This is a genomic window from Acidovorax sp. ACV02 (assembly GCF_014851475.1).
Classification (GTDB): Bacteria; Pseudomonadota; Gammaproteobacteria; order Burkholderiales; family Burkholderiaceae_C; genus Acidovorax; species Acidovorax delafieldii.
Map to the genome: position 1 here is coordinate 356,548 of NZ_JACUZU010000003.1, position 14,127 is coordinate 370,674.

Below are 14,127 nucleotides of genomic sequence, written 5' to 3' on the forward strand. Positions count from 1 at the left end.
ACCAGCGCTTATTCTTCTAGCGCCACAGGCCCAAAAGGCCTGTTTTTTATCACTGCACCGAAGTTTCTGGCTGAGTGGCCTTGAAGAGGGCTGCCACCTTGCGCTTGGGCTTGATGTTGGCCGAAATGCTGCTGCGCGCAGGCGATTTGGCGGCGGCCTCCCAGGCGGGGGCGGTATCCGCACTGCTGGGTTCGTAAGGCTTTTCGAAGAAGGGATCGCGCGAGGCCACGGCAGGGCGGAAACCCCGGTGGTGTTCACGCGACTCGCGGGGTTCGCGGCGCTCGCTGCGTTCACGCACGGCCCCTGGAATCGCATCGCGCGGATCACCGGTCTCGCCTGCTTCACGCCATGCGCGGCGGCCGTCGTTGATGCGGCCGCGGGGGCGGTCTTCTTCGTATTCGATGGCTTCGAGATCGATCTTCTTCTTGATCAGCTTCTCAATGTCGGCCACCAGGCGGGCATCGCTGCCCGACACCAGCGTGACGGCCAGGCCGGACGCGCCCGCACGGCCTGTGCGGCCAATGCGGTGCACATAGTCTTCCGCATTGAAAGGCACGTCGAAGTTGAACACCGCAGGCACGTCCTTGATGTCCAGGCCGCGCGCAGCCACATCGGTACACACCAGCAGATCAACCTCGCCGCTCTTGAAGGCTTCCAGCGCCTTCAGTCGCTCGTCCTGGCTCTTGTCGCCGTGCAAGGCTGCGGTCTTGAGGCCCTCACGCTCCAGGCTGCGCGCCAAACGGGCGCATCCGAGCTTGCTGTTCACGAAGATGAAAGCCTGCTTGATGCCGCGCGTCTTGAGCACCTGGTGGATGGCTCGGCGCTTGTCGTCATCATTGGCGCTGTAAAAGCGCTGCTCCACCGTGGAGGCCGTTTCGTTCGGGCGGGCCACCTCAATGGTGATGGGGTTCTGCAGGTAGCTGCTGGCCAGGCGCTTGATCTCGGGCGAGAAGGTGGCGCTGAACAGAAGCGTGGTGCGCTGCTTGGGCAGGTAACTCAGGATGCGCTGCAGGTCGGGCAGAAAACCGATGTCCAGCATGCGGTCGGCCTCGTCGAGCACCACGTACTCCACCTGGTTGAGCACCGCATTCTTGGCCTCGATATGGTCGAGCAGGCGGCCCGGCGTAGCCACCAGCACTTCGACGCCTTTTTTCAGCTCGATGGTCTGGGGCTTCATGTCCATACCGCCAAACACCACGGTGCTGCGCAGTTTGGTGTACTTGGCGTACAGCGCAATCTGCTGGGCCACCTGGTCGGCCAGCTCACGGGTGGGCAACAGCACCAGAGCGCGCACAGGGTGACGAGCGGGGGATGTGGAACTGCTCTCGTGCTTGAGCAGGCGCTGCAGCAAAGGCAGCGAGAACGCGGCGGTTTTGCCGGTGCCGGTCTGGGCTGCGCCCATCACGTCCTGGCCGGTGAGCACCACCGGGATGGCCTGCGCCTGGATGGGCGTCATGGACTCGTAGCCCATTTCGGCTACGGCGCGCGCCAGCGGCTCAGCCAGCGATAGATTGGAAAAGGAACTTGTCATTTAGCCCTCTATTGTCGCACCGGTGGCCCAAAAAGCGATTTTTCGGGCCCGGAGCAGCAAAAATGCAGTAGGCGCAGTCAGCACATTGGCGAGTATTTGCTATCCATTTGATAGCTATCAGCGCATATGAATTCGGCGCTATCGTCTGTTTTTATTCAAACTCTGGGCCGGCGAGGCCAATGGCCGCAACACCTTGCGCCGCGTGCGGTCGTTGCATCGCGGGGCGAACAATGTCCCGCAGCTGCCACAACAAACCCCCTCGGAAAGCGCTTGGCACCGGCCAAAGGCAGAGGGTGCTCGTGCGGACTCTCACCCTTTCCGGACGCAGTGCAGTGCGCCTGCTGCTGTCCAGTTACTCGGCAGACCGCCTGAGCGTGTCCACCACCGGGCGCAGCAGCACCTCGCGCAGACCCCACCAGCCTGCGGCCAGCGCCAGCACCGCGCCCGCGAGCGCACCGGCCAGCGGCACCCAGGGGGCGGCGGTCCAGGTGAAGTCAAACACATAACGCGCCAATGCCCAGCCCACGCCCACTGCCACCGCGCTGGCCAGAAAGCCCGCCAGCAGACCCACACCCACCAGCTCGGCCCGTTGCACCTGGCGCAGCAGGCTGGCACGGGCCCCCACGGCACGCATGATGGCGTACTCGCGTGCGCGCTCTTCGCGGGTGGCCGTGACGGCGGCAAACAGCACCACCAGCCCAGCTGCGAGCGTGAAGGCAAACAAGAACTCCACCGCACGGATCACCTGCTCCAGCACCCGCTGCACCTGGGCAATGGTGGCGCCCATGTCCACGTTGGTGATGTTGGGAAACTGGCGCACCAGCGCGTTGTCGAAACCGTGGGTTTCTGGAGCGCGGTAGGCGGCCAGGTAGGTGACCGGGACATCCTTGACCTCGGCCACCGGGTACATCACAAAGAAGTTGGCGCGCATGGAGCCCCAGTCCACCTTGCGCAGGCTGGTGATGCGGGCCTCGTCCTGCACGCCGCCCATATCGAACTGCAAACGGTCACCCAGCTGCAGGCCCAGCGTCTGGGCGATACCTTCTTCCACGCTGATGGCGCCCTCCTCGCCGGGCGTCCAGCGTCCAGCCACCACCTGGTTGTGGGGCGGTGCCTCCACAGCGTTGGACAGGTTGAATTCCCGGTCCACCAGGCGCTTGGCGCGGTCGTCGGTGTAGTTGTCGGGGCCCAATGGCTTGCCGTTCACGGCCACCAGCCGGCCGCGGATCATGGGGTACCAGTCGTAGCGACCCACTCCGCTGTCCTTGAGCGTCTGCTGAAAGGCCTCCGACTGGTCAGGCATCACGTTGATGACAAAACGGTTGGGGGCATCGGGCGGGGTCGCCTTGCGCCAGCTGCTGATGAGGTCGGTGCGCAGCAGCACCAGCAGCACCAGGGCCAGCAGACCCACCGCCAGGCTGCTGACCTGCACCACGGCATAGGCCGGGCGCGCAGAAATCTGCCGCGTGGCCAGCACGAGCCAGCGCGGGGCTGTGCTTTCGTTCACGCTCTTGCGCAGAAGCTTGACCGCCACCCATGACAGGCCTGCAAACAGCGCCACGGCGCCGGCAAAACCACCCACAGCAATCAGACCCAGCTTGATGTCGCTGCTGACGGCCAGCAACAGCGCAGCGAAGCCCGCAATGCCGATACCCAGCACTGCCAGCGATGCGGGCTTGAGCCCCCCCACATCACGCCGTATCACCCGCAATGGCGGCACCTGCGCCAGCTGCAGCACCGGCGGCAAGCCAAACGCAAACAGCAGCGTGAGCCCCATGCCCAGGCCAAACACCACCGGCCACAGGCTGGGCGAAGGCAAGGCCGATTCCACCAATCCCGCCAGCAGCAGCACAAACGCGTAATGCACCACATAGCCCAGCGCCACACCCAAGGAGCTGGCAAACAGGCCGATCAGCGCGAACTCCGTGGTATAGGCCCCAGCAATGGTGCGCTGGCTTTGCCCCAGCACACGCAGCATGGCCGAAGCGTCGAGGTGCTCCGCCGCAAACCCGCGCGCCGCCAGCGCCACGGCCACGGCAGACAACAGTGCAGCCAGCAGCGCTACCAGGCTCAGGAATTTCTGCGCGCGGTCCAGCGTCTGGCGCATCTCGGGGCGGCCGCTTTCCAGCGACTCCACGCGCACGCCATGCACTTCGGGCTTCTTGGCCTCGACCACCGCCCAATCGTTGAACGCCTTGATGGCCGACGCCGGGCCGACCACGGCAAAGCGGTAGGTCAGGCGGCTGGCAGGCTGCACGAGCCCCGTGGCGGGCAGGTCGCGTTCGTTCACCATCACACGTGGTGCAAAGCTCATGAAGCCCGCCCCCCGGTCAGGCTCGATGACGATGATGCGCGCGATGCGCAGTCGCGCATCGCCCAGCAACAGCTTGTCGCCCATGGCGAGGTTGAGCGATTCGAGCAGTGGCGCGTCCACCCACACCTCGCCGGGCGCCGGGATGTCACGCGTCGGCTGCTCTAGCGCACCAGGGGCATCTGCCACCGTGAGGCTGCCGCGCAGCGGGTAACCCTGCTGCACGCTCTTGAGTGCCACCAGCTTGCTGGCGCCGCCCTGCGCATCGCTCGCGCGGCCCATGGTCGGAAAGCCCAGCGTGGTCACCGATTGCAACCCCAGCGCCTTGGCGCGCTCCACGAATGCAGCGGGCGTTGGGTTGTCGCTGGCCACGACTGCATCTCCCCCCAGCAGTTGCAGGGCATCGCGCTGCAGTCCGCCTTGCAGGCGATCGGCAAAAAAACCCACAGATGTGAGCGCGGCCACTGCCAGGGTGACCGCCACAATCAACAGGCGCAACTCGCCCGCGCGCAGGTCCCGGGCCAGGGTGCGCCAGCCAAGGCGCAGGAAAGACAGGTTCATGGGCAGACCTTAGCGCAAAGCGAACGGGCTGGCGGGCCGTGGGGTGTTAGAACGTGTTCAACCCATCAGGGCCGCGGGGATGGCGCTGTGGCGGCGTCGGTCGCCGCAGCTGTCGCCGGCACCGGGCTCGGAGCGTCGGCCGCCAGCGCCGGGGCTGCGCTGGAGGCATTTGGTGCCTCCGTCTGCAGCCGCTGTTCCAGCGCCTGCAACACCAGGGCGATCTGTTGGCCCACGCGGATCTGCGGGTTCGAAAAGCCGTCGGCCTTGCCGGCCTCGACCTCACGCTGCTGAATCAGCGGCACAGCCTTGGCAAAGGCCTCGGTGAAGGAATGGGTCTGGCGCAGTTGTTCATGAAACACCGCGCGGCCAAAGAAGGTCAGCTCAGACAGCCTGCCGCAGCCATACGAGGTGTGGGTGGCGTCGGCCGCCGTCATGATCAGGGTGCTGTCGGTGGCCAGCGGTTCGATCCAGCCTCCCGAAAAGCAGGCAGACACTGCGATCACGCGGTTGCGGATACCCGATTCGTCCAGCGCTGCGCGCAGCATCTCCGGCGTCACCGGGGGCACCTGCAGCGGCCAGTGTGCGGCGGCCAGTTCATGGTTGCGTGCGCCATGCGAGGTCATGTAAATCACCAGCACATCATGCTCGCGATCCATGCGCGCGGCCAGCGCGGCAATGGCGCGTTGCAGATTCTCGGGCGTCGCCCAGGGGTGGGTCTCGGCAGTTTCAGCATGGTTGAGCAGGTGCAGAACCCGGCCCTGGGCGTCAAACCGCTCCTGCAGCAGCGTGTTGACCATCGTGCTTTCGCGGCGGAACACGTTTTCATCCGCATAGGGCGCGAACACCAACCCATAGACATCCACAACGCCGGGACGCTGAGGCAACAAAGCATCCACCTGCTGTTGCCACAGCAGCTGCTGATTCTCAAAAAGGCCTTGCGATAGCGCCAGTTGCGCAGGCTCTGGAGGCTGTGCTCCGTCGGCGGACGCGGCCGACGCATCGGCCACCGCCAGGGCGTCTTCCTCCCAGGGCTGATCCTGAAACTGCCACATGCCCACCCCGACCACCACAGCCATCGCCACGCCAAAGACCGCAGTGCGCACCCGCGATCGGATGAAGCGGGCACTCACCACCACCAACGTGGCCAGCACCCATACCGTGAGCACGCCGTAGGCCACCCAGAAAAGGATGCTTGCCACCGTCCCATTCCACAGTGCAGGTTGGTGAACCGCCAATCCCATCAGGACATAGAGCACCAGCAAAGGGGCCAAGGGCGCCCACGCCGACAGCACATACCACGCGGCCAGCCCGCCCGAAGGGCCGGGCACACCCCGCTCGGGCGCAGGGGTAGGAGCACGCTGTGCTGGCGCCATGGCCCACCAAGCCAGCCACAGCAGCACCAGGCTGCTCCACATGGGGGTGAGCCAGCCACGCATGCTGAACTGGGCCGGGCCTACGACCTGTAACCGTGCAGCGCCCAACAGCAACGCGCCGCTGATCAACGACAACACCAGCAACTGCCAGGGCGTGGGTGCCGCAGCCCCTGTACGCGGAGCCAGAAACAGTGCAGCGCGCAGTCCTTCGCGCATCCAGCCCCACAGTGAAAGGCGCTCCGTGGGGGAAACGGCCCTGATGGCAGACGATGTGGGCAGGTCTTGCGGCGACCGGCTCAAAGGAACTTCAATTTCCGTGTGGGCCAGTTCTGGTCCCCACTGGCTGGGCAACGTGTCGGCCCAGGTGCTACTGCTGGCGTTCAGGTCTTTCATGCGCGCATCATGCCATCGCGGGGTGACGCCTTCTGTGGCCGTGGAATCCGCCGAAGGCAGGACGCAAGAGGCTGCGGGAACGGGCCAAAAGACGATGGAGAGCGGTGGACGAGCTCGCTATTGCGCCAGCGCCCCTCGGCCTTCGTAGGAGCGATCGAAGGACTGGCACCGTCTTTTTAAAACAGAAAATAATATTAAATAAAAATTAAATAACCAATCGCATATACTCTGCTTTGTTGCAGTCACGGCTTTTGACGCCAGCAGTCACCGCAACGCCTGCCTCCCAGCGGTCTACCGCGCCACGGCAGGCTGCCTTTTGCGACCTTGTCGCCCAGTGGGTCTGAAGAGCTGCAGCCCACCGAGTCCCTCGATGCTCACGCAGGTCGATGCTGGCCTGCGTTCCCGAATGCACCAGATTTCAAACAACGCCATTTCCATGGGCCAATATGTCGTTTCGCCCGCGACACACCCGACCGACTGCGGCCGCTTCCGCGCCTCCTTCTCGGTCCATCGTTCAAGTGGCAACGGCAGCTACTGCCGAGTGTTCCGTTTTGACAAAGCCTTTGCATCGCGCGAAGCTGCCAGGCTCTTTGCCGTCACCCAGGGCTGGCTGCAAGCGTGCATGTCCCATCCCCCTGTGTGCTGAAGCTCTGCTGACCGCAGGCTCCATGTCCTCATCCCAGTTGCCGTGGGCTCCCGCTCACAGTGCTGTACCCCAACGGTGCGCCCTTCGTTGCGTGCCATCCTTCAGAAAGGCTCTTCCATGAGCACCAAGATCTACGTGGGCAACCTGCCCTATTCCGTGACCGATTCCAGCCTGCAAAGTAACTTTGCCGAGTTCGGCAATGTGTCCTCCGCCAAGGTCATGATGGACCGCGAAACCGGTCGCTCCAAGGGCTTCGGCTTTGTGGAAATGGCGTCGGCCGAAGTGGCCCAAGCCGCCATCAGCGCGCTGCACGGCATGTCCGTCGATGGGCGCTCGATTGTGGTGAATCTGGCCCGCCCCCGTGAAGAAGGTGGCGGCGCAGGGGGCTACAGCGCCAATGGCTACAGTGCGAGCAAACGCTCGGACGTTGGCTATGGCACGGGCGGCTACGGCGGCGGCCGCTATTGAGCCCTGTGGCTCATGAAAAAAGCCGGCTCGCTGTAGCCGGCTTTTTTTTCGTCTCGCCCCATGCCTTTGCATGGGCCGCAGGCCAAGGCGGGCCGAAGGTGCTCGACGCCGCTGCGGTGGCCGACTCAAAGACTATTGAGCGGCAACGGCCCCAGCACCACCCCGTCTGCGCGGGCGCAAACCATTGAGCGCTGCCGCCTCACACTTCACCAGCAGCCCGGGCGGGGGGCACTACCGGTGCCTGGGCCAGTTCTGGCTGCAGTACCAGGCGATGCGTACCGCTGTAGCACACAAACCGGCGGTTGGTGGCGCGCCCGATGGCGCACAGGCCCAGCTGCTGGGCCACGGCATGGCCCATTTGGGTCATGCCGCTGCGAGACACCACAATGGGCACCCCCATCTGCGCGGACTTGATGACCATCTCGCTGGTGAGGCGGCCGGTGGTGTAGAACACCTTGTCTGCCCCCGATATGGGAGAGGTTGCGGGGTCTCCTGCACAGTCGCTGGATGAGCACGTCTCAGGATTCATCCACATCCAGCCGGCGATGGTGTCGATCGCATTGTGGCGGCCGACGTCTTCCACAAAAATCAGCAAGTCCTCCCCCTTGAACAGGGCACAGCCGTGCACCGAACCGGACGACTTGTAGGTGGTCTCCTTGAGGCGAATCGCGTTGACGATGCCGTACAGCTGGCCCTGGGTCAGGCGGGCGTCGGGCAACTGGATGCGGTCCACTTCGTCCATGAGCCCGCCAAACACGCTGCCCTGTCCGCAGCCCGTGGTGACGACCTTGCTGGCCGTGCGCTCTTCGATCCGTGCAATGCCATGGCGCGTGCGCACAGCGGCGGCGTGGACCTCCCAATCGACCGTGATCGATTCGATGTCGAGCACCGATTCGACCAGCCGCTGGTTGCGCAGATAACCCAGCACCAGCAGCTCTGGTTGCGCGCCCAGTGTCATCAGCGTCACGAGCTCGCGCTTGTCCACGTAGATCGTGAGCGGACGCTCGGCGGGGATCTGTACCTGTTCCCGTGCGCCCAGTTCGTTGACGACCTCCACTGCATGGGTCAGCGGGGCGTGGGCCTGCGTCAGGCGCGGCAGAGAGGGCGAAGACAAAACTGAAGGAGTGGACAAAGAACTGGAACTCATGGGGCAAATATACGCAGTGTGGTGCTACCGCGGTTAGCGCACGGAAATGAACCGCTGCGTGGCCCGGTCCACTGCACCAAGGGGGCAGGCTGGTGCCGTATCGCTCTGCGAGTGCTGGCTCGGCGGTGCACCTGGCACATCGCGCCCAGAAAAAAAGCCGCGCCCCACCAGGGAACGCGGCTTCGAGCCCAGCGCGGCAGGGCGCCTGTCAGGACTTGGAGGCCGGTGCAGCTGCAGCGGCTGGTACCTGCGTGCTGGGAGGGCTGCTGGCTGTGCCAGGTGGCGAGTGTGCACCAGCAGCCTCTGCAGGCTTGGCCGCTGGCGGTGTGTAGGCGAAGGGACCAGGGTCCGTGCAAGCAGCACCAGTAGCAGCCGCGGGCTTGGCCGAGGGCGTGGTCTTGCGGTAGTGCGCGGCCACCTTGTCTTGCGACAGGCACAACTTGTAGTTGTCCACCTTGCCAGCCCATGCAGCCTTGGCTGCCGCTTCGGCGGCCTTGGCGGCCGCCTCGGGGGACGGGGCCGGCAGCTTGGCGGATGCCACAGTGCATACAGCTGCCGCGCACAGCGCCAGCAAAAAGGTGCGGATGCTTGATCTCGTCATGGAGTGGATCCTCATACCTGGGCGGGCTGCTGGCCCGCAGATGCTGTTACGTCGGTCGCTGACTGGCTGGCGCTGCGCTGGCGCGGGATCTTGCCGGCCTGCACATCGTCGTACCACAGCTCATGGTGTTCCTTGGCCCAGCCCTCGCTCACATAGCCGGTGCGCATGGCCTTGTAGGCACCCTTCATGCCCACTGTGCCCATGTAGATATGACCACAGATCAGCGCCATCATCCAGATGGCCAGAGTGGCGTGGATCATGTGGGCGATCTGCATGTCGCCACGCACGTCACCAAAGCCGGGGATGAGTTTGTCGAGCACCAGGCCAGTGGCCACCACGAAGATGCCGGGGATGGTGATGCCCCACCAGAACAAGCCCTTCTCGCCCGCATTGAAGCGGTGTGAGGGCACCTCGTGATTGCCCTTGCCCAGCATGCCGCCGCCCTTGGCCAACCAGACAAAGTCAGCGCGGTTGGCGATGTTGTCCTTGATGAAGGTAAGAATGATCACCAGCAGCGACACTGCAAACAACGGACCCACAAAGTTGTGAACGTTCTTGAGCGCATAGGTCAACCAGCCAAAAAGCGTGGTCCCCAGGATGGGCAACAGGAAGAACTTGCCAAACGCCATCACGATGCCGGAGATGGCCAGCGCGACGAATGCAAACGCATTGGCCCAGTGGGCCGCGCGCTCGAACGGGGTGAAACGCTCGATACGGCGGGGACCGGTGCCGTCGGGATGCTCATGCCCCAGCGGGCCTTTCACAAAGTAGAAGATGCCCAAAGCCAGCAACACAATGGCAAACAGCGCCGCACCGTAGGGGATGATCCAGTGGTTGCGCACTTGCCGCCACGCCTCGCCCGCATTGGTGTAGCGCGAGCCGGGGTACTGCACAAAGCGCTGGATCAGGTTGCCCGCCTCGGGCGCCTGGGTCTCAGGCAAGCTGCTGTAGCCTGTCACGCCCTGCCCCACCTGGCGCCACATGGGCGCGTTGTTGCCGGGCTGCACCTTCATGCGCTCGCCATTGGTCTGTTCCGCGTATTTGGGATCAGCGCTGGCGTCGGGTTTGACCTGAAAGATATTCTGGCTTTGTACCCCCCCCACCGCAGCCGGTGCAGCCGTGGCTGCAGGAGCTGCCGCAGATGCGTCGGGCGCAGGAGGCGGCGTCTGGGCGCCAGCCACCCCACAGGCCAGGCTGGCCGCCAAGGCCATGGACCACACGATGTATTTCATGGTGGACCTCACTTCGCCTGGGTGCGGGTGTATTCGTTCTGGCCGTACTGCTGGCGCGCTTTCAACTGCGCCTCCCAGCTGGTTTTGTCGCCGGCTTTCCAGCCAGGCTGCGTGAAGTTGCTGCCGGTGCCGGCGTAAGACGGAGCATCGCTGCGAATGCCCGCGCCGGTCTGCGGTTTCTCGCCGCAGCCCGTCAATGCCAGGGCGGCCACCGCAGCGGCCAAGGTCATGTGTATGGTGCGCTGCATCATGACTTGCCTCCTGCAGGCTGACCTGCCTGCTGTGAGCCGTAGGCCGTGCCCCAGCCCCACACTTCGGCGCCCTTGCCACGCTGCACCACGCGGTTGCGGAAGATATCCGCCACCACATCGCCGTCACCGGCCAGCAGGGCTTTGGTAGAACACATTTCTGCGCAGGCGGGCAGCTTGCCTTCGGCCAGGCGATTGCGGCCGTATTTTTCAAACTCGGCCTGGCTGCCATGGGTTTCAGGACCACCGGCGCAGAAGGTGCACTTGTCCATCTTGCCGCGCACACCAAAGGTGCCGGACGATGGGAACTGCGGCGCGCCAAACGGGCAGGCATAACTGCAGTAGCCGCAGCCAATGCACACGTCCTTGTCGTGCAACACCACACCCTCTTCGGTGCGGTAAAAGCAGTTGACGGGGCAGACCGCCATGCAAGGTGCGTCGCTGCAGTGCATGCAGGCCACCGAGATGGACTTTTCACCCGGCACACCGTCGTTCAGGGTGACCACGCGGCGGCGGTTCACGCCCCACGGTACTTCGTGTTCGTTCTTGCAGGCGGTCACGCAGCCGTTGCATTCGATGCAGCGCTCTGCGTCACAGATGAATTTCATTCGTGCCATGTGTGTCTCCTTGCGTGGCGCGATCAGGCGCGTTCCACGTTGCAGATCGTGGTCTTGGTTTCTTGCATCATGGTCACGCTGTCGTAGCCATAGGTGGTGGCCGTGTTGACGGCTTCACCGCGCACCACAGGTGCCGCACCCTTGGGGTAGTACGCCAGCATGTCCGCCCCTTGCCAGCGGCCCGAGAAGTGGAACGGCATCCACACGGTATCGGGTGCGACGCGCTCGGTAACGAGTGCTTGCACGTTGATGCGGGCACCGGTGGGAGAACTGAGCCATACGCGCTCGCCGTTGCGGATGCCCCGGTCGGCGGCCGTCTTGGGGTTGATCTCGACGAACGACTCCTGCTGCAGCTCCGCCAGCCAGGGGTTGGAGCGGGTTTCCTCGCCGCCGCCTTCGTACTCCACGAGACGGCCCGAGCTCATGATGAGCGGGAATTTCTCGTGCACCTTGTCGGCCACGTTTTTCTCCTGCACGCTCTTGTACAGGGTAGGCAGGCGCCAGAAGGCCTTCTTGTCGTCGTGGGTCGGGTACTTGGCCATGAGGTCAGGACGCGTGCCATACAAAGGCTCACGGTGCTGCGGAATGGCGTCCGGGAAGTTCCACACCACAGCGCGCGCCTTGGCATTGCCGAATGGATGGCAACCGTGCTTGAGGGCCACCCGGATGATCGCGCCCGTGGGGTCGGTCTTCCAGTTCTTGCCCTCGGCCTTGGCCTTTTCGGCATCGCTCAGATCGTCCCACCAGCCCAGCTTCTTGAGCAGCACGTGGTCGAACTCGGGGTAGCCCGTGGTGATCTCGCTGCCCACCGAATGGGAGCCATCCTCTGCGAGCAGGTTGACGCCATCCTTTTCCACGCCGAAGTTGGCGCGGAAATTGCCGCCGCCTTCCATCACATGCTTGGAGGTGTCGTACAGATTGGGCGAGCCTGGGTGCTTGAGCTCCGGCGTGCCATAGCAGGGCCATGGCAGGCCAAAATAGTCGCCGCCAAAGTCGTAACCAGTCTCCTTGTCCTTGCCCCCCTTGGCCTTCAGGGTCTTCACATCGAACAGGTGCATGTTCTTCATGTGGGCCTTCAGGCGCTCAGGGCTCTGGCCGGTGTAGCCAATGGTCCAGACCGACTTGTTGATCTCGCGCAGGATGTCCTCGGGCACGGGCTCGTCCATGCCCTTGACCTTCTGCATCTTGTAGTTCTTGGAGAGCTCGGCGGCAAAGCCCAGCTTTTCGGCGAACTGGTGCATGATCATGTGATCGGAGCGGCTCTCCCACAGCGGCTCGATCACTTTTTCGCGCCACTGCAGCGACCGGTTGGATGCCGTGCACGAACCACTGGTCTCGAACTGCGTGGCGGCGGGCAGCAGATACACCGCACGGTTGGGATTCAAATCTTCGGCCTTGCCTGGCATGGCAGCCATCGCGGCGGTGGCGGACGGATAAGGATCCACCACCACCAGCAGGTCCAGCTTGTCCATGGCGCGCTTCATCTCCAGACCACGGGTCTGCGAGTTGGGCGCATGGCCCCAGAAGAACACGCCGCGCAGATTGGAGTCCTGGTCGATCAGCTCGTTGTTCTCTAGCACACCATCAATCCAGCGCGACACGGTGATGCCGTTCTTGGTCATCATCGCGGGCGACGCATACTGCTTCTTGATCCACTCGAAGTCCACTCCCCACACAGCGGCGAAGTGCTTCCACGAGCCTTCGGCCAGGCCGTAGTAGCCAGGCAGCGAGTCTGGGTTGGGACCCACGTCGGTTGCGCCCTGCACGTTGTCGTGGCCGCGGAAGATGTTGGTGCCGCCACCGCTCTTGCCCACGTTGCCCAAAGCCAGCTGCAAGATGCACGATGCACGCACGATGGCATTGCCGATGGTGTGCTGCGTCTGGCCCATGCACCACACGATGGTGCCAGGGTTGTTCTCGTGCAGCATCTTGGCGACCTTGAAAACCTGGTCTTCCTTGACGCCACAAGCCTCTTCCACCTTGTCAGGCGTCCACTTGGCCAGCACTTCGTCGCGCACCTTGTCCATGCCATAGACACGGTCGTTGATGTACTTCTTGTCTTCCCAGCCGTTCTTGAAGATGTGGTACAGCACACCAAACAGGAAGGGAATGTCGGTACCGGAGCGGATGCGCACGTACTCGTCCGCCTTGGCGGCCGTGCGGGTGAAGCGCGGGTCCACCACGATCATCTTGCAGCCGGTTTCCTTGGCGTGCAGCATGTGCAGCATGGACACCGGATGCGCTTCCGCCGCGTTGGAGCCGATGTACAGAGCGACCTTGCTGTTTTGCATGTCGTTGTACGAATTGGTCATGGCGCCGTAGCCCCATGTATTGGCCACCCCCGCCACCGTGGTGGAGTGGCAGATACGCGCCTGGTGGTCGCAGTTGTTGGTCCCCCAGAAGCTCACGAACTTGCGCAGCAGATAGGCCTGCTCGTTGTTGTGCTTGGACGAACCCACAAAGTACACGCTGTCAGGACCGCTGGCCTTGCGCAGCTCCTGCATCTTGGCCGTGATTTCGTTCAGGGCCGTGTCCCAGCTGATACGCTCGTATTTGCCGTTGACCAGCTTCATGGGATAACGCAGGCGGTACTCGCCATGACCGTGCTCGCGCAGCGCTGCGCCCTTGGCGCAGTGGGCACCCAGGTTGATGGGCGAGTCGAACACCGCCTCCTGGCGCACCCACACGCCGTTCTCGACCACGGCATCGACCGCGCAGCCCACCGAGCAGTGGGTGCACACCGTACGGCGCACTTCGATCTTGCTGTCGCCGATGCCGACCTTGGCACCTTCGGCAGCGTTGGATTTCTTGACCAGCGTGAGCTGCGAGGCCGCGATGCCCACGCCCACTCCCAGGCCAGAGCGGCGCAGGAACGAGCGACGGTCCATGGTGGGCAGGGCCTGCGACAGGCCACGGCGCAGGCTGTGCACAAAAGGCGATGCAGAGCCGTTGCCCTGCACAGAATGGGAAGACTTCTTGGTTAGCAACATGGCGTGCCC

General features: G+C 63.9%; 11 protein-coding genes. 2 read left to right on the forward strand and 9 right to left on the reverse strand.

Annotation, left to right across the window (positions count from 1 at the left end):
• Positions 1-49: 49 nt before the first annotated feature.
• The 3 genes from IB236_RS08985 to IB236_RS08995 all read right to left on the reverse strand — a co-directional run bounded on the left by IB236_RS08985 (position 50) and on the right by IB236_RS08995 (position 6,169).
• Positions 50-1,531, reverse strand: a complete 1,482-nt coding sequence (locus IB236_RS08985; RefSeq protein WP_056746757.1) for a DEAD/DEAH box helicase — start codon at positions 1,529-1,531, stop codon at positions 50-52.
• A 352-nt stretch (positions 1,532-1,883) separates the two neighbouring features.
• Positions 1,884-4,403, reverse strand: a complete 2,520-nt coding sequence (locus IB236_RS08990; RefSeq protein WP_192420209.1) for an ABC transporter permease — start codon at positions 4,401-4,403, stop codon at positions 1,884-1,886.
• 65 nt (positions 4,404-4,468) lie between these two features.
• Positions 4,469-6,169 (reverse strand): C13 family peptidase, encoded by a 1,701-nt coding sequence (locus IB236_RS08995; RefSeq protein ID WP_056746759.1) that lies wholly within the window; start codon positions 6,167-6,169, stop codon positions 4,469-4,471.
• Between the two features lie 406 nt (positions 6,170-6,575).
• On the opposite strand from IB236_RS08995, the gene IB236_RS09000 reads away from it, so the two are divergent.
• Entirely contained in the window at positions 6,576-6,815 is a 240-nt protein-coding gene (locus IB236_RS09000; RefSeq protein ID WP_192420591.1) for a hypothetical protein, read from the forward strand.
• Between the two features lie 117 nt (positions 6,816-6,932).
• A complete protein-coding gene (locus tag IB236_RS09005) occupies positions 6,933-7,283 on the forward strand; it encodes an RNA-binding protein (protein ID WP_056058635.1) in 351 nt (116 codons plus the stop codon).
• A 199-nt stretch (positions 7,284-7,482) separates the two neighbouring features.
• On the opposite strand, the gene IB236_RS09010 is transcribed toward IB236_RS09005, so the two are convergent.
• The 6 genes from IB236_RS09010 to IB236_RS09035 form a co-directional block, all read right to left on the reverse strand.
• Positions 7,483-8,430 carry a formate dehydrogenase accessory sulfurtransferase FdhD gene (locus IB236_RS09010; protein ID WP_056746760.1) on the reverse strand — a complete coding sequence of 316 codons (948 nt, stop codon included), beginning with the start codon at positions 8,428-8,430 and terminating at the stop codon, positions 7,483-7,485.
• A 208-nt stretch (positions 8,431-8,638) separates the two neighbouring features.
• Positions 8,639-9,031 carry a hypothetical protein gene (locus IB236_RS09015; protein WP_082565036.1) on the reverse strand — a complete coding sequence of 131 codons (393 nt, stop codon included), beginning with the start codon at positions 9,029-9,031 and terminating at the stop codon, positions 8,639-8,641.
• Positions 9,032-9,042: 11 nt separating this feature from the next.
• On the reverse strand, positions 9,043-10,263 hold the full coding sequence (locus IB236_RS09020; RefSeq protein ID WP_056746762.1) for a formate dehydrogenase subunit gamma: 1,221 nt from the start codon (positions 10,261-10,263) through the stop codon (positions 9,043-9,045).
• 8 nt (positions 10,264-10,271) lie between these two features.
• Positions 10,272-10,514, reverse strand: coding sequence for a hypothetical protein (locus IB236_RS09025; protein ID WP_056058622.1), 243 nt, complete (start codon positions 10,512-10,514; stop codon positions 10,272-10,274).
• Positions 10,511-11,128, reverse strand: a complete 618-nt coding sequence (gene fdh3B, locus IB236_RS09030) for a formate dehydrogenase FDH3 subunit beta (protein ID WP_055402827.1) — start codon at positions 11,126-11,128, stop codon at positions 10,511-10,513. The genes IB236_RS09025 and fdh3B overlap by 4 nt, the downstream gene beginning before the upstream one ends.
• A 23-nt stretch (positions 11,129-11,151) precedes the next feature.
• A complete protein-coding gene (locus IB236_RS09035) occupies positions 11,152-14,118 on the reverse strand; it encodes a formate dehydrogenase subunit alpha (protein ID WP_056746763.1) in 2,967 nt (988 codons plus the stop codon).
• Positions 14,119-14,127: the final 9 nt, after the last annotated feature.